Source organism: Parasphingomonas halimpatiens, from assembly GCF_036663795.1.
GTDB lineage: Bacteria > Pseudomonadota > Alphaproteobacteria > Sphingomonadales > Sphingomonadaceae > Sphingomonas.
This window is the reverse complement of the sequence record NZ_JAXOJP010000046.1, coordinates 12264-28079: the sequence shown is the minus strand read 5'-3', so window position 1 is coordinate 28079 and position 15816 is coordinate 12264. Positions and strand designations below refer to the sequence as shown.

The 15816-nt window shown below is 68.3% G+C and carries 17 protein-coding genes; 13 read left to right on the top strand and 4 right to left on the bottom strand.

Annotated features, from left to right (window positions below; all coding sequences use genetic code 11):
- The first annotated feature begins 262 nt into the window (after positions 1 to 262).
- The 3 genes from U1839_RS24495 (at position 263) to U1839_RS24485 (ending at position 2231) form a co-directional block, all read left to right on the top strand.
- Positions 263 to 991 (top strand): alpha/beta fold hydrolase, encoded by a 729-nt coding sequence (locus tag U1839_RS24495; protein ID WP_332806184.1) that lies wholly within the window; start codon positions 263 to 265, stop codon positions 989 to 991.
- Positions 988 to 1773, top strand: a complete 786-nt coding sequence (locus tag U1839_RS24490; RefSeq protein WP_332806183.1) for a tetratricopeptide repeat protein — start codon at positions 988 to 990, stop codon at positions 1771 to 1773. Before U1839_RS24495 ends, U1839_RS24490 begins: the two co-directional genes overlap by 4 nt.
- A gap of 92 nt (positions 1774 to 1865) precedes the next feature.
- A complete protein-coding gene (locus tag U1839_RS24485) occupies positions 1866 to 2231 on the top strand; it encodes a hypothetical protein (protein ID WP_332806182.1) in 366 nt (121 codons plus the stop codon).
- Positions 2232 to 2289: 58 nt separating this feature from the next.
- On the opposite strand, the gene U1839_RS24480 is transcribed toward U1839_RS24485, so the two are convergent.
- Entirely contained in the window at positions 2290 to 2877 is a 588-nt protein-coding gene (locus U1839_RS24480) for a GNAT family N-acetyltransferase (protein WP_332806181.1), read from the bottom strand.
- Between the two features lie 100 nt (positions 2878 to 2977).
- On the opposite strand from U1839_RS24480, the gene U1839_RS24475 reads away from it, so the two are divergent.
- The 9 genes from U1839_RS24475 (at position 2978) to U1839_RS24435 (ending at position 12487) form a co-directional block, all read left to right on the top strand.
- On the top strand, positions 2978 to 3391 hold the full coding sequence (locus tag U1839_RS24475; RefSeq protein ID WP_332806180.1) for a VOC family protein: 414 nt from the start codon (positions 2978 to 2980) through the stop codon (positions 3389 to 3391).
- Between the two features lies 1 nt (position 3392).
- On the top strand, positions 3393 to 4451 hold the full coding sequence (locus U1839_RS24470; protein WP_332806179.1) for an NAD(P)H-dependent flavin oxidoreductase: 1059 nt from the start codon (positions 3393 to 3395) through the stop codon (positions 4449 to 4451).
- Positions 4448 to 5182: a hydroxyacylglutathione hydrolase gene (gene gloB, locus U1839_RS24465; protein WP_332806178.1), complete on the top strand. Its 735-nt coding sequence runs from the start codon at positions 4448 to 4450 to the stop codon at positions 5180 to 5182. The genes U1839_RS24470 and gloB overlap by 4 nt, the downstream gene beginning before the upstream one ends.
- Before the next feature lie 39 nt (positions 5183 to 5221).
- A complete protein-coding gene (locus U1839_RS24460; RefSeq protein ID WP_332806177.1) occupies positions 5222 to 5620 on the top strand; it encodes a hypothetical protein in 399 nt (132 codons plus the stop codon).
- Entirely contained in the window at positions 5617 to 6003 is a 387-nt protein-coding gene (locus U1839_RS24455) for a hypothetical protein (RefSeq protein ID WP_332806176.1), read from the top strand. The genes U1839_RS24460 and U1839_RS24455 overlap by 4 nt, the downstream gene beginning before the upstream one ends.
- A 199-nt stretch (positions 6004 to 6202) precedes the next feature.
- Positions 6203 to 9823, top strand: coding sequence for a hydantoinase B/oxoprolinase family protein (locus tag U1839_RS24450; protein WP_332806175.1), 3621 nt, complete (start codon positions 6203 to 6205; stop codon positions 9821 to 9823).
- A 119-nt stretch (positions 9824 to 9942) separates the two neighbouring features.
- Positions 9943 to 10599 carry a DUF969 domain-containing protein gene (locus U1839_RS24445; protein WP_332806174.1) on the top strand — a complete coding sequence of 219 codons (657 nt, stop codon included), beginning with the start codon at positions 9943 to 9945 and terminating at the stop codon, positions 10597 to 10599.
- Entirely contained in the window at positions 10596 to 11501 is a 906-nt protein-coding gene (locus U1839_RS24440) for a DUF979 domain-containing protein (protein WP_332806173.1), read from the top strand. Before U1839_RS24445 ends, U1839_RS24440 begins: the two co-directional genes overlap by 4 nt.
- Complete coding sequence (locus tag U1839_RS24435) at positions 11498 to 12487, top strand: DUF2891 domain-containing protein (RefSeq protein WP_332806172.1); 990 nt, start codon at positions 11498 to 11500, stop codon at positions 12485 to 12487. The genes U1839_RS24440 and U1839_RS24435 overlap by 4 nt, the downstream gene beginning before the upstream one ends.
- Before the next feature lie 144 nt (positions 12488 to 12631).
- Here the strand turns inward: U1839_RS24435 and hslU are convergent, their stop codons facing one another.
- A complete protein-coding gene (gene hslU, locus U1839_RS24430; protein ID WP_332806171.1) occupies positions 12632 to 13933 on the bottom strand; it encodes an ATP-dependent protease ATPase subunit HslU in 1302 nt (433 codons plus the stop codon).
- A gap of 131 nt (positions 13934 to 14064) precedes the next feature.
- A complete protein-coding gene (hslV, locus tag U1839_RS24425) occupies positions 14065 to 14622 on the bottom strand; it encodes an ATP-dependent protease subunit HslV (RefSeq protein WP_332806170.1) in 558 nt (185 codons plus the stop codon).
- 98 nt (positions 14623 to 14720) lie between these two features.
- On the opposite strand from hslV, the gene U1839_RS24420 reads away from it, so the two are divergent.
- Complete coding sequence (locus tag U1839_RS24420; protein ID WP_332806169.1) at positions 14721 to 15380, top strand: TMEM175 family protein; 660 nt, start codon at positions 14721 to 14723, stop codon at positions 15378 to 15380.
- Here U1839_RS24420 and U1839_RS24415 read toward each other — a convergent pair.
- Positions 15370 to 15726, bottom strand: coding sequence for a DUF3597 domain-containing protein (locus tag U1839_RS24415; protein ID WP_332806168.1), 357 nt, complete (start codon positions 15724 to 15726; stop codon positions 15370 to 15372). The two genes, U1839_RS24420 and U1839_RS24415, sit on opposite strands and share 11 nt — an antisense overlap.
- Between the last annotated feature and the right edge of the window lie 90 nt (positions 15727 to 15816).

Sequence of the window (15816 nt, the reverse complement as noted above, 5' to 3'; positions counted from 1 at the left end):
GGCTACTACGGAAAACCCGGCCCGGTCGTCATGCTCAACGGATGGCTCGAAATCCAGGCCGCTAAACGTGCCATCCAAACCCTCGGATACCAGACCAATGTGTGAATCTGGTAGCCCTAAAGGGGAGGGGCTAAGAATACCGCTTGCTGGCCTTCGAGATGGCGCGGAAGTCGCATGCCGGATTGCCCGTCCCCTCCACAGGCGAAAAGCGAGATTGGCAATTCGGGATGACCGCGCGCCCGGCTTCCCGTAAAGTGCGACGATGACCTCCCCCAGCTCCCCCCGCCCCGCGCTCGCCTATCACCACACCCCCGGCACCGGACCGACCATCGTCTTCCTGCCCGGCTACGCCTCGGACATGGCCGGCACCAAGGCGGTCGCGCTCGAGGCCTGGGCGAGGGCGGCGGGCCGCGCCTTTCTGCGCTTCGATTATGGCGGATGCGGGCAGAGCGAGGGTGCGTTCGAGGAGCAGACCTTTGCCGGGTGGCGCGACGATGTGATCGAGATGCTCGACCAGTTGGTCGAGGGGCCGGCGGTACTGGTCGGATCGTCACTGGGCGGCTGGCTGATGCTGGTCGTGGCGCGTGACCGGCCGGAAAAGGTCGCCGCGCTGGTCGGCATCGCCCCCGCGCCCGACTTCACCGACTGGGGCTTCACCACCGACGAGAAGCTGGCCTTGTTGCAGGAGGGGCGGATAGAACGCCCCTCGCCGTACAGCGACAGTCCTACCATCTATACCAAGGCCTTCTGGCAATCGGGCGAGGCGCACCGGCTGATGTTCGGCGAGATCGCAATCGACGTGCCGGTGCGCCTGCTGCAGGGCATGAAGGACAAGGATGTGCCGTGGCACCGCACCGGTCGACTGGCCGAGCTGCTTCGTTCAGCCGATGTGCAGACGCTGCTGATCAAGGATGGTGACCACCGCCTGGCGCGCGACGAAGATATCGCGCTGCTGATTCGCGCCGTCGAGGAAGTGCTGCCCCGCCGATGATCATCCTGCCGCTGCTGCTCGCTACCGCCGCCCAGGCACCCCGCCCCAAAGCGGCACCGCCGCCCGCGCCTTCGCCGACCGAACAGCGCTTCAATCGCTGCGTCGAACTCGCCACCAGCGACCCGGCCGGTGCCGAGCGCGAGGCGAGCAACTGGCAGTTGCAGGGCGGCGGCTTTCTCGCGCGGCAATGCCTCGGCATCGCCTATGCCTCCGAGCTACGCTGGAGCGCCGCCGCCGCCGAATTCGAGGCCGGCGCCAACGCCGCCGAAATCGCGCATGACGTCCGCGCGTCCAATTACTGGGCGCAGGCCGGCAATGCCTGGCTCGCCGGCGGCACCCCGGCCAAGGCGATCTCGGCGCTCAACGCCGCACTGGCGCCGGCGACGTTGGTCGGGCTGGCGCGCGGCGAGGCCGAGCTCGACCGCGCGCGCGCTGCGGTGGCGATCGGCGACACCGCCTCGGCGCGGCGCGACATTGACCGCGCGCTGGTCGATGCGATCGACGATCCGCTCGCCTGGTTGCTGTCGGCAACGCTGGCGCGACGGATGAATGACCTGCCGCGCGCCATGCACGACATTGCCGAGACGCTGCGCCGCGCCGGCGACGATGCCTCGGCACTGCTCGAAGCGGGCAATATCGCCGCGCTGTCGGGCGACGAAGCCGGCGCCAAGAGTAGCTGGACGCGCGCCGCGCAGCTCCGCCCCGACAGCGACGCCGGGCGCGCGGCAATCGCGGCGCTGCGGCAGTTCGATACGCCGGCGCCGGCCAAGGCGACGCCCTAGACATTCATCGTCGCGGCATTTTACTGACGAGCCGCAGCCACCTTGCAGCGCCAAGCGTTGGCATGTGTCGTCCAGCGCGAAAAAGAGAATCCATGTTTCACGTCGATTACGATCACCGCGCCAATTGCGTAACCCTGCGCGTCGCGGGTTTCTGGAAGCCCGAGGACGTCACCGCGCTCGCCCGGGCGGTGGGCGCCAAGGTGAGCGAGGCGCGCGCCGTCCGCGAGGATTTCGACGCGATCGTCGAATCGCTCGACTTCCCGGTCCGGGCGAATGACGTCGCCGATCTGCTCGCCAATATCATGCGCGCCGGCATGTCGCAGACGAGCGGGCGCGCGGCGATCGTCGTCAGCAGCCAACTCAACAAGGCGCAGGCCGAGCGTACGCTGGCGCACCCGCGGTTGCGCGTCTTCCTGACGGTGCAGGAGGCGCGGGCGTGGCTGGCTAGCCCGGCGTGATCGATCGCCGGTCGGCCTCGGCGCGTTACAGATAGCCGGCCAATTGTTCGAACACCCGTTACAGGCCCGGATTGTCCGATTGCCCGCGCAAGCTGTCCAGCGCCTGACTCGTGTCCAACATATATTCGGAAACATCCGACGCCGTCGCGCAGCGCTGCCCGCCCAGCGAACGAACGAGGTTACCCGCCGCGCGGTTCTCGGTGAGAATCTGCACCTCCAGCGCGGCGATCTTCTCGAGCCGGCAATTGATCAGCAACACCGCGGTCAGCATCCGCGCCAGGCCCAGGCCATGAAAGGCATCGACGATCGCCACCGAGAACTCGCCCGTCCGGCTGTGCTCGCCGGCGCGAATCGCATGCACCGCGCCGATCGCCGGATGCTCGGCATCGCCCGTCAATATCGCCCCCCAGGCGATGTGACGGTGCCCGTCGACGTCGAGCAGCCGATGCATGACAGGGTCCGATGGCATCGGCTGGCCGGAGAAAAAACGCAGATAGCGCGAGCGCGACGAAAGCTGCTCGATGCCGTGCCGCATGCGCGCTTCATCGCTGGGCCGGACCGTCCGGATGCAGATCTCCCGGCCATCGGCCAGCCAGCTATGGATCACCACATCGGCGATGCTTTGCTGAGGCGCGGGCGCTGTCATGGGGATATTCTAGCATCGCACGCGCGGAGTTCCATCGTCGCGGCACTGGCACCGCCGCCCGCGCGCGCCTATCTCCCGCCCGAACGCATGGAGGCGCCCAATGAAATATCTCCACACCATGATTCGCGTCAGCGACCCGGACGCGACGCTCAAATTCTTCGAACTGCTCGGCCTCAAGGAGCTGCACCGCTTCGACAATGAGAAGGGACGCTTCACGCTGATCTTCCTCGCCGCGCCCGGCGACGAGGATGCGCAGGTCGAGCTGACGCACAATTGGGACCCGGAACCTTACGGCGAAGGCCGCAATTTCGGCCATCTCGCCTACCGCGTCGACAATATCTACAAGACCTGCCAGCGGCTGATGGACGGCGGCGTGACGATCAACCGCCCGCCGCGCGACGGGCACATGGCGTTCGTCCGCACCCCCGACAATATCTCGATCGAGCTGCTCCAGGACGGCCAACTGCCGCCGGCCGAGCCCTGGGTCTCGATGCCCAACACCGGCATCTGGTAGGATGGTCGCGGCGGTCCGCGCATTCCTGGCGCTGACCGGCGCGCGCCTGCCGATCGTGCAGGCGCCGATGGCCAATTTTGCCGGGGTTGCGCTGGCCATCGCCGCGCGCGACGCCGGCGGGGTTGGCTCACTGCCCTGCGCGGTGCTCGATCCAGCCGCAATCATCGCCCAGGCGGCGGAGGTTCGCGCCGCGTCGTCCGGGCCGCTCAACCTCAACTTCTTCGCGCACCGGCTGGGGCCGCAGCGCGACGATGCGGCGTGGCGTGCACGGCTCGCGCCCTTCTACGCCGCCGAAGGGGTCGGTCCGCCCGAAACCCCGCCGCCGCTGCGCCGCCCGTTCGATGACGCCGCGGCCGAGGCGGTCGCGGCAGTGCGGCCCGAGATCGTCAGTTTCCATTTCGGCCTGCCCGACGATGCGCTGCTTGCCCGCGTCCGCGCGAGCGGCGCGCTGATCTTCGGCAATGCCACCAATGTCGCCGAGGCACGCTGGCTCGCGGCACGCGGCTGCGATGCGATCATCGCGCAGGGCTTCGAGGCGGGCGGCCATGCCGGGCATTTCCTCCACGGCCACCGCCCGGTCGGGCTGCTCGCGCTGGTGCCGCAGATCGCCGATGCGACGCATCTGCCGGTGATCGCCGCCGGCGGCATCGCCGACGAACGCGGCACGGCGGCGGCGATCGCGCTCGGCGCAGCGGCAGTCCAGGTCGGCACCGCCTATCTCGTCGCGCCGGAAAGCGGCGTGAGCGCGGTCCACCGCGCCGCGCTGGCCGGGGCGAGCGCCGACGACAGCGTCTTCACCAACCTGTTCACCGGCGGGCTCGCCCGCGGCCTGCGCAACCGGCTGATCGATACGCTCGGTCCGATCGATCCCACAGCCCCGCTTTTCCCCTTCGCCAGCGCCGCGCTTGCCGCGCTCAAGGCGCGCGCCGAGGCCGAGGGGCGCGGCGATTACAGCAGCCTGTGGGCCGGCCAGGGCGTCGCGCTCGCCCGTACCGAACCCGCGCGCGCCATCACCGAACGGCTCGGCACCGCCGGGCTCAACGCTGGAGATATCCGATGACCGACCTCGAGATCGTCCGCATCCCGGCGCTGAGCGACAACTATATCTGGCTGGTGCACGATCCGGTCTCGAACGAGACATTGGTGGTCGATCCGGCCGAGGCCGACCCGGTCCTCGCCGAGGCGACGCGGCGCGGCTGGACGATCGGGCAAATCTGGAACACCCACTGGCACCCCGACCACACCGGCGGCAATGCCGCGATAAAGGCAGCAACCGGCGCGATTATCAGCGGCCCTGCGACCGAAGCCGAGCGTATCCCGACGCTCGACATCGCGCTGTCCGAGGGCGACACGCTGCGCCTCGGTGCCCATGTCGCGCAGGTGATCGAAACGCCGGGGCACACCACCGGCCATATCGTCTTCCACCTCGCAGACGATGAAGTGGCGTTCACCGGCGATACGCTGTTCGCCATGGGTTGCGGCCGGCTGTTCGAGGGCAATGCCGCGCAGATGTTCGACAATATGGCGAGACTCGCCGCGCTGCCCGACGCAACCACCATCTATTGCGCGCACGAATATACCCAGGCCAATGGACGCTACGCGCTGGTCGCCGAACCCGACAATGAAGCGATCGTCGAACGTATGCGCCATGTCGATGCGGCGCGCGCCAATGGCGAGGCGACGGTGCCGACGACGATCGGCGCGGAGCGCGCCACCAACCCGTTCCTGCGCGCGCTCTCGGCCGAACAGCTGGCAGAACGTCGCGCCGCAAAGGATGCTTTTTCCGGTTAATTGCGCTATGTATCATCTCGGGGGTGCAAGGAGTCGATCATGTACCGCGTCATCATAGCCACTGCCCTGTTGCTCGCCGGCTCGGCGGCGCTGTCGAAGGACAGCTATCGCGAACGCCAGGAAGCCCGCGACCGCACAGAACTGGCCAAGGCGCTCGACGGCTTCACCGCCGGCAAGCCGACCTCGTGCATCGACCCGCGCCGCATGAACGAAACCCAGCGCATCGGCGACACGATCATCTACAAGGCCTCGCGCCGTGAGCTGTACGTCAACGATACCGGTGGCGGCTGCTTCGGCCTGCGCAACGGCGATGCGATCGTGACCAAATCCTATACCGGCCAACTGTGTCGCGGCGATATCGTCACCACGGTCGATCTGCCGGCGCGTATCCCGAGCGGCAGCTGCGCGTTCGGCGACTTCATCCCGTATCGCAAGTGATCGTGCGGCCCGCGCTGCTGCTCGTCGCCCTGCTCGCGGCGGCGGCGCCGGCTGCAACGCATGAAGACGCGGTCGTCAAGACCTTTGCCGGGCGCGTCGCCGGGGCGCCGGTCAACTGCCTCAGCGCCGACCGCGCCGGCAATCTCCAGGCACTCGACGCGCGCACCCTGGTCTATCGCGAATCCGGGCGGCGCCTGTGGCGCAACGACCTGCCCGACGTCTGCCCCGGGCTCGACGACGATTCGATCATCGTCATCGAGCTTTACGGCACCGGGCCGTGCAAGGGCGACCATTTTCGCACGATCGAGCGCGGCGGCGGGAGCATCCCCGGGCCGATCTGCCGGCTGGGCAGTTTCGTGCCGTACGACAAGCCGAAGCCGTAGCGTCAAATCTGGTCGTTGATTTTCAAACCCCGTTCGTGCTGAGCTTGTCGAAGCACTGTTCTTATCTTCACCGTCGCAAAGGAAGGGCAGCCCTTCGACAAGCTCAGGGCGAACGGGGGTTGAACGCCTCGATCTTCCTGACACGACTACAGCGCACATCACACGAGACGCGGGGCAACCGGCTGGCTAGAAGCGCCGGGTGACGACCCCTGACAAAACCCCCCTCTGGCATTTCTGGATCGATCGCGGCGGCACCTTCACCGATGTCGTCGCGCGCGCGCCCGATGGCACCGCGACGGTGGTCAAGCTGCTGTCGGTCGACCCCGAACATTATGACGATGCCGCCGTCGCGGCGATCCGCCGGCTGACCGGGATCGCCGCCGGGCCGCTGCCGCCGGCCGATATCCGCATCGGCACGACGATCGCCACCAACGCTTTGCTCGAACGCACCGGCGAACCGACGCTGCTCGCGATCACGCGCGGTTTCGGCGATGCGCTGCGCATCGGGTACCAGCATCGTCCCGACATCTTCGCGCGCCATATCGTGCTACCGCCGCCGCTCCATGCCGAGGTGGTCGAGATCGACGAGCGCGTCGATATCGAGGGCGCGGTCACGATCCTGCTCGACCACACCGCCGCCGAGGCGGGCCTGCGCGCCGCGTACGACAAAGGCCTGCGCGCCATCGCGATCGTGCTGGTGCATGGCTATCGCTACTCCGACCATGAGGAAGCCCTGGCCGAAATCGCCACGCGGATCGGCTTCACCCAGATCTCGGTCAGCCACCGCGTCGCGCCGCTCAACCGGTTGATCGCGCGCGGCGACACCAGCGTCGTCGACGCCTATCTCTCGCCGGTGCTGCGGCGTTATGTCGCCGGCCTCGAAGCCGCGCTCGGCGTCGGGCAGCATCCGCTGTTCATGCAATCGCATGGCGGGCTGGCCGATGCGGCGCATTTCCACGGCAAGGACGCGCTGCTCTCGGGCCCGGCCGGCGGGATCGTCGGCATGGCGCGCACCGCTGCCCGCGCCGGCTTCGACCATGTCATCGGTTTCGACATGGGCGGCACCTCGACCGACATCTCGCTCTTCGCCGGGCGCTTCGAGCGGCACAGCGACGCGAGCATCGCCGGCGTGCGCGTCAACACGCCGATGATGCGCATCGACACCGTCGCGGCGGGGGGCGGCTCGATCTGCCGCTTCGAGCGCGGGCGTTTCGTCGTCGGCCCGGAATCGGCCGGCGCGGTGCCGGGGCCGGCCTGTTACCGGCGTGGCGGGCCGCTGACCGTCACCGACTGCAACCTCGTGCTCGGCAAGATCCAGCCCGAGCATTTCCCGCGCCTGTTCGGCCCCGGCGGGGACCAGCCGCTCGATGGCGCCGCCGCGACGGCACGGCTCGATGCGCTGATCGACGCGGCCGCCGCCGCGACCGGCGCGTGGCTTGAACGCTCCGCCGCCGCCGAAGGGCTGATCGCGATTGCGGTGGCCAATATGGCGCGCGCGATCAAGGCGATCTCGGTGGCGCGCGGACATGATCCGGCGCGCTATGTGCTCGCCTCTTTCGGCGGTGCCGGCGGGCAGCATGCCTGCCTCGTCGCCGATGCGCTGGGCATGGACCGGGTGATGATCCATCCGCTCGCCGGCGTGCTTTCGGCCTATGGCATGGGCCTGGCCGAGCGCCGCGTGCTGCGCGCGGCGAGCGTCGCGCTCGCGCTCGAAGCGCAGGACGCGCTTGCGGCTACCGTCGCGGCGCTGGACCTTGAGGCGCGCGCCGGACTCGTCGCGCAGGGCGTCGCCGCCGACGCCATCCGCAGCGAGACGCTGGTCGCGCTACGCTATGCCCGCACCGACGCGACGGTCGATGTGACGCTGGACACGCCCGCGGCGATGCGCGCCGCGTTCGAGGCGGGCTTCCGCCAGCGCTTCGGCTTTCTCGGCGACGATGCGCTGGTGATCGAGGCAGTGCGGGTGGAGGCGATCGCCGGCGGCGCGATCGACATGGCGCCGGTCATCCCGCTGCCGACCGAGACCGCGCCGCCGGTCGCGACGGTCGACCTGTACCTCGCCGGCGCGCCGCACCGCGCGCCGCTGCACGACCGCGCCGGGCTGCCGCCGGGGAGCAGCGTCGCAGGACCGGCGCTGATCATCGATACCGTCTCGACCACCGTGGTCGAGCCCGGCTGGACCGCGGTGATCGACGCTGACGGCGCGATCGTCATGAGCCGCCACGCGCCGCGCGACACCGTGCTGCGCGAAACCGGCGCGGCCGATCCGGTGCGGCTCGAGATCTTCGCCGGCATGTTCATGGGGCTGGCCGAGGAAATGGGCGCCGCGCTCCAGCGCAGCGCGGCCTCGGTCAACATCCGCGAGCGGCTCGATTTCTCCTGCGCGCTGTTCGATCGCCACGGCAACCTCATCGCCAATGCGCCGCACATCCCGGTCCATCTCGGCTCGATGGGCGAGAGCATCCGCACGGTGATCGACGCGCGCGGTGGCGGCGCCGACGGGCGCGGCATGCTGCCGGGCGACGTCTATGCGCTCAACGCGCCGTATCGCGGCGGCACGCATCTGCCCGACATCACGGTGATCATGCCGGTGTTCGAGTCAGCAGCGGTTGGGGGCGACGCCACCCTCGCCTTCTTCGTCGCGGCGCGCGGCCATCATGCCGATGTCGGCGGGATCAGCCCCGGCTCGATGCCCCCCGGCAGCAGCGACATCCGCGAGGAGGGCGTGCTGATCGACAATGTGCTGGTGGTCGATGCCGGGCGCTTCCTGCGCGACGAGCTGCGCGACTTGTTCGCCAGCGGGGACTGGCCGGCGCGCAATGTGGAGCAGAATCTCGCCGACCTCGCCGCGCAGGTCGCCGCCTGCGCGCGCGGCGCTGAAGGGCTGCGCGCAATGGCGAGCGACTACGGCCTCGCCACGGTCAGCGCCTATATGGAGCATGTCCAGCAACATGCCGAGGCGGCGGTGCGCACCCTGCTCGCCGACCTGCCCGACGGCAGTTTCGCCTATGAAATGGACGACGGCGCAGTGGTCCGCGTCGCGGTCACCGTCGATCGCGCGGCGCGTATCGCGACGGTCGATTTCACCGGCACCAGTCCGCAGCGGCCGAACAATTTCAACGCGCCCTTCGCGGTGGTGCGCGCGGCGGTGCTCTATGTCCTGCGCACGCTGATCGATGCCGATATCCCGCTCAACGACGGTTTCCTGCGCCCGGTGACGATCATCGTGCCCGAGGGGACGATGCTGCGGCCGCGCTTTCCCGCCGCGGTCGTCGCGGGCAATGTCGAGACCAGCCAGGTCGTCACCGACACCTTGTTCGGCGCGCTCGGCGCGATGGCGGCGTCGCAGGGCACGATGAACAACTTCACCTTCGGCGATGCCGACAACCAATATTATGAGACGATCGCCGGCGGGTCGGGCGCCGGGCCCGATTTCGACGGTACGGCGGTGGTGCAGACGCACATGACCAACAGCCGGCTGACCGACCCGGAAGTGCTGGAGGCGCGCTTCCCCGTGCTGCTGGAATGCTTCGCGATCCGCCACGGCTCGGGCGGCGTCGGCGCGCATGTCGGCGGCGATGGCGGGCTGCGCCGGGTGCGCTTCCGCCGCGCGATGCATGCCGGGATATTGTCCAACCGCCGACGCGTCGCGCCGTTCGGGCTCGCTGGCGGCAGCGACGGCGCGGTCGGCGAGAACCGCGTCGAGCGGGTCGACGGGAAGGTCGAGCACCTGGCGGCGACAGCCTCGGTCGAGATGCAGCCGGGCGACGTGTTTGTCATCGCGACACCGGGCGGCGGGGGATATGGGGGAACGAAATGAGCGACTGCCCTCACCCTTTCGCGGCTTCGCCGCTCTTTCCCTCTCCCAATGGGAGAGGGAGGGAGGCGCGTAGCGCCGGAAGGGTGAGGGCAGGCCATGAAACAAGGACCTCGCGCTAGATGCTCGTCCTGCTCGGCATCGCCGTCATCGCCGCCGGTTTCCTGCTGCGCTTCAATCCGCTGATCGTCGTCGCCGCTTCGGCGCTGGTGACCGGGCTGTGCGCCGGGATCGATCCGCTCCACATCCTCGCCGCGTTCGGCAAGGCGTTCAACGACAGCCGCTTCGTCACCGTGGTCTATATCGTGCTGCCGGTGATCGGCATTCTCGAACGCTATGGCCTGCAACGCCGCGCGCGTGAGCTGATCACGCGGCTGCGCGGCGCGACCACCGGGCGGCTGCTGCTCGGTTATCTGATCTTTCGTCAGGTCACCGCCGCGCTCGGCCTGACCTCGATCGCCGGCCACCCGCAGACCGTCCGCCCGCTGATCGCGCCGATGGCCGAGGCCGCAGCGCCCGAAGGTTCGAGCCCCGAACATGGCGAACGCATCCGCGCGCTGACCGCCGCGACCGACAATATCGGGCTGTTCTTCGGCGAGGACATCTTCATCGCGATCGGCTCGATCCTGCTGATGAAGGGCGTGCTCGAAGGCTATGGCATCCGGCTCGAGCCGCTCCAGCTCTCGGTCTGGGCGATCCCGACCGCGATCGCCGCGCTGCTGATCCACGGCACGAGGCTGCTGCTGTTCGACCGCACGACGCGAAAGGCGGCGAAGTGATCGGGCTCAACCTCGTCTATCCGGTCGCCGGCCTGACCTTCGCCAGCTTCGCGCTGCTCGCGCTGCGTGACCGGCGCCTTGGCAGCGCCGCCTTTTACGCGCTGATCGCGCTGAGCTTCTTCGCCGGCGACCTGATCGGCGACATCGGCAACGGGGTGCTGGTACTGGCGCTCGTCGTCCTCGGCGGCAGCGGCGCGCTGCGCAAGAGCGCGCCGAGCGCCGACCGGCCAACGCCACGCGGCAATGGCCTGTTCGTGCCGGCACTGGTCATCCCCGCCACCGCGCTGATCGGCACACTGGCCTTCAAGCAACTGCCCGGTCTGGTCGATCCGAAGCAGGCGACACTCGTCGCGCTGGCGCTCGGCGTGATCATCGCGCTCGTCATCTGCCTTGCCTGGCTGCGGCCATCCCCCGTCACGCCCTTCGCGGAAGGACGGCGGCTGATGGACGATATCGGCTGGGCCGCGATCCTGCCGCAAATGCTCGCCAGCCTCGGCGCGGTGTTCGCGCTCGCCGGGGTCGGCAATGCCGTGGGCGGCCTGGTCGGCCATCTCATCCCCGGCGACAGCCTGTTCGGCGCGGTGCTGGTCTATTGCCTCGGCATGGCGCTGTTCACCATGGCGATGGGCAACGCCTTTGCCGCCTTTCCGGTGATGGCGGCGGCGATCGCCCTGCCGCTACTGATCGGCGCGCATCACGGCGATCCGGCGCGGATCGCGGCGATCGGCATGCTCGCCGGCTTCTGCGGCACGCTGATGACGCCGATGGCCGCCAACTTCAATCTCGTGCCGGCGGCGCTGCTCGATCTCAAGGACCGCAACGCGGTGATCAAGGCGCAAATCCCGACCGCGCTGGCGCTGCTCGGCTTCAACATTCTCCTGCTCTGGGCGGTGCTGCGATGACGCGACTTGACGAAGCCACCGCGACACGGTTCGCGACCCTCACGCTGAGCCATATCGGGCAGCAATATCCGTTCAAGCTCGACCATGTGCTGAACGGTGACGAAGATGCCGCGCCGCCGCGCGTGCTGCATCCGATCTTCCATGGCAGCTTCGACTGGCACAGCTGCGTCCATGGCTGGTGGCAGCTGCTGACGCTGTTGCGGCTTTACCCCGCATCCCCTGCTGCCGACGCAATCCGCGCCGAGGCCGACAGGATGCTGGTCCCAGACAAGGTCGCCGGCGAGCTCGCTTATCTCGCGCGGCCGGGCACGGCCGGATTCGTGCGGCCCTACGGCTGGGCGTGGCTGCTCGCGCTCCACGGCGAGACGGCGCGCCACGACGCGCCCTGGGGCACCGCGCTCGAACCGCTCGCCCGCGCCTTCGCCGCGCGCTTCCGCGACTTCCTGCCCCGGCTGACCTATCCAATGCGCGTCGGGACGCATTTCAACATCGCCTTCGCGATGGTGCTGGCGCACGACTGGGCGCGCGACCGCGACCCGGATCTCGCCGTGCTGATCGCCTCCAGCGCGCGCGACTGGTTCGGCGCCGATCGCGCCTGCCAGGCATGGGAACCCGGCGGCGACGAATTCCTCTCGCCGGCGCTGACCGAGGCGCTGCTGATGAGCCGCCTGCTTGCACCCGACGCCTTCGCGGACTGGTTCGACGCCTTCCTGCCCGAGCTTGCCAACGGCCAGCCCGAGACGCTGTTCGTCCCCGCCACCGTGTCGGATCGCAGCGACGGCAAGATCGCGCATCTCGATGGCCTGAATCTCAGCCGCGCCTGGTGCTGGCGCGGTATTGCTGCAGCGCTGGGAAGCGACCACCCGATCGCACCGCGCGCCGAGCGCGCCTTCGCCGACCACATCGCCGCCAGCCTGCCACACATCGCCGACGACTATATGGGCACGCACTGGCTCGCGACCTACGCGCTGCTGGCGTTGCTCTAACGCCCCTCCCTTTCAGGGAGGGGTTGGGGGTGGGTGCGGTCCGCGTAGCGGATCGCTCCGCGCAACGCGCCGACCGGGGCATCGAGCCCCGCTCGCCGCGACACCCACCCCTTGCCCCTCCCTTACTGGGAGGGGGAAAAGAGCTTACAACACATACCGGCTGAGATCGGTGTTCCGCGCGATCGTCTGCAACTGCGACTCCACATAGGCCGCGTCGATCGTCAGCGTCTGACCGCTGCGGTCCTCGGCTTCGAAGCTGACCTCTTCGAGCAGCTTCTCCATCACCGTCTGCAGCCGCCTAGCGCCGATATTCTCGATCTCGCCATTCACCTGCGCGGCGATCCGCGCGACGGCGGCGATGCCGTCTTCAGTGAAGTCGATCGTCACGCCCTCGGTGCCGATCAGCGCCTTGTATTGCTGCGGCAGCGAGGCCTTGGTGTCGCTGAGGATCGCAACGAAATCCTCCTCGGTCAGCGCCTTCAATTCGACGCGGATCGGCAGGCGGCCCTGCAACTCGGGCAGCAGGTCGCTCGGCTTGGCGACATGGAAGGCGCCCGAGGCGATGAACAGGATATGGTCGGTCTTCATCGGGCCATATTTGGTCGCGACCGTCGTGCCTTCGATCAGCGGCAGCAGGTCGCGCTGCACGCCTTCACGGCTGACAGAACCGCCGCGCACGTCGCTGACGGCGATCTTGTCGATTTCGTCGAGAAACACGATGCCATTGGCCTCGGCATCGGCGAGCGCGGCGCGGCTGACCTCGTCCTGGTCGAGCCGCTTGTCGGCTTCCTCATCGACCAGCTTTTCCCACGCCGCCGGCACGGTGAGCTTGCGGCGCTTGAGTTGTCCGCCACCACCGAACGCCTTGCCCATCATCTCGCTGAGATTGATCATCTGCGCGCCGCCGCCGGGGATCTCGAACGGCATGCTGGGTTGGGCTTCGAGCTCGATCTCGATTTCGGTGCTGTCGAGATGGCCGTCGCGGAAACGCTGGCGGAAGGCCTCGCGCGTCGCCTCGCTCGCGCCCTTGCCGGTCAGCGCATCGAGCAGCCGCGCCATCGCGGCTTCCTCGGCCTTGTCCTTGACCGCGACGCGGCGGCGCTCCTTCTCCAGCCGCACCGCTTCCTCGACCAGGTCGCGCGCGATCTGCTCGACGTCGCGGCCGACATAACCGACCTCGGTGAACTTGGTCGCCTCGACCTTGATGAACGGCGCATCGGCGAGCTTGGCCAAGCGCCGGCTGATCTCGGTCTTGCCGCACCCCGTCGGGCCGATCATCAGGATGTTCTTCGGCGAAACCTCGTCGCGCAGATCCGCGCCGAGCCGCTGGCGCCGCCAGCGATTGCGCAGCGCAACCGCCACCGCCTTCTTGGCGTCGGTCTGGCCGATGATGTGCGCGTCGAGTGCGCGGACAATGGCTTTAGGGGTAAGGCTGTCGTTGTTCATGGTTTCTATCTTGCTCCCCTCCCGCTTGCGGGAGGGGTTGGGGGTGGGCTCGCGCTATCCGCGAACGGTGCGGTGGAGGTGAGCGGGAGCCCACCCCCGGCCCCTCCCGCAAGCGGGAGGGGAGAAAGCGGTCACGTCGCGCTGTCGAGCGTTTCCACGGTCAGGCGTTCGTTGGTGTAGACGCAGACATCGGCGGCGATCTTCATCGCCTTGCGGCAGATCGTCTCGGCATCTTCCTCATAATCGACCAGCGCGCGCGCCGCGGCGAGCGCGAAATTGCCGCCCGAGCCGATCGCCGCGACGCCGGCCTCTGGCTCCAGCACATCGCCATTGCCGGTCAGGATCAGCGTCACATCCTTGTCGGCGACGATCATCATCGCCTCGAGGTTGCGGAGATATTTGTCCGTCCGCCAGTCCTTGGCCAGTTCGACCGCCGCGCGCAGCAGCGCGCCGCGATGCTGTTCGAGCTTGCGCTCGAGCCGCTCGAACAGCGTGAAGGCATCGGCCGTCGCGCCGGCGAAACCGGCGATGACAGATCCGTCACCGAGCCGCCGCACCTTCTTGGCGTTGGGCTTCATTACCGTCTGGCCCTGCGTCACCTGGCCGTCGCCGGCGATGACCACGCGGCCGTTCTTGCGCACGGAGAGTATCGTGGTGCCGTGCCACACCAGGTCATTGTTAGCGCTCATGGCGGCGATATGGGTGACCGATTGGCGGGCGGCAAGGCGGCGCCCTTGCGCCGCGGTGCGACGATGCGGAATAAGGCGCGATCAATCGGGGGGATCGGATGACGTCGCGAAACCATGGATCGGCTCAGGACCGCTCCGACCACGCGCTCGAACGGCTGGTGTTCTTCTCGGACGCGGTGTTCGCGATCGCCATCACCCTGCTGGTGATCGAGCTGCGCCCGCCGCATGTCGACCATGCCGGCGGCAATATCGCCTTCATCAACGCGCTGTTGCACATGGCGCCGAACTTCTTCGGCTTCTTCGTGTCCTTCTGGGTGATCGCCGCCTTCTGGGCCGGGCATCACCGCGCCTTCGCGCTGTCGGGCCATTATTCGCCGGCGCTGATCGGACCCAATCTCGCGCTGCTATGCGCGATCGCCTTCATGCCCTTCACCACCGCTTTCATGGCCGAATATCTCGGCGAGGTGGTGCCCACCGCCTTGTACAACTTCGTGCTGGTCGTCACCGGCCTCCTCAACATGCGGCTGGTGAGAATCGCCACGTCGGCGCCGGTGGTGGCGCACCATGCCGACCGCGAAACCGTGCTGTTGACCCGATCGCGCGGTTGGGGCGTGACGCTCGGCGCGGCCTGCGCGTTGATCCTGTCGGTTATCGATGCGCGCTTCAGCGAGATGGCGCTGCTCACGATCCCGTTATGGATGCGCCTCGCCGCCGCGCGGGCGCGGCGGCGGCTGGCGGCGGAAGGGATCAGCTCTTGAGCTGATCCATCACGGCCTTGTGCAGCCAGATGTTCATTTCCGCCGAACCGTCGAGCGCGCCGGTATAGCCGAGCTCGGTCGCCAGCGTCTTGCGGTTGTCGAGGCTTGAATCCATGCCGAGCAGCTTCATCAAGTCGACGATCGAGGTCTTGTAGTTGAGGTTCGGCTTGCCGTTCATCTCCCACAATGCCTCGATCTTGGCATCGACATCGACGGGAGCGGCCGGCGCCGCTTCCGCGACCGGGGCGGGCGCAGCGACTTCGGCAGGCGCAGCTTCGGGGACGGGCGCCGGGGCCGGGGTGGGCGCGCCGAAGATCGCGTCCTTGATCATGCCGAAAATGCTCATGCGCCTGCTCCTTTTGCGGTCAATCCACTGTACGATGAAACCTAGAGCAAAGCCTGCGTCCCGGGAAGTAACGTCGTGTAACGCCCGCCC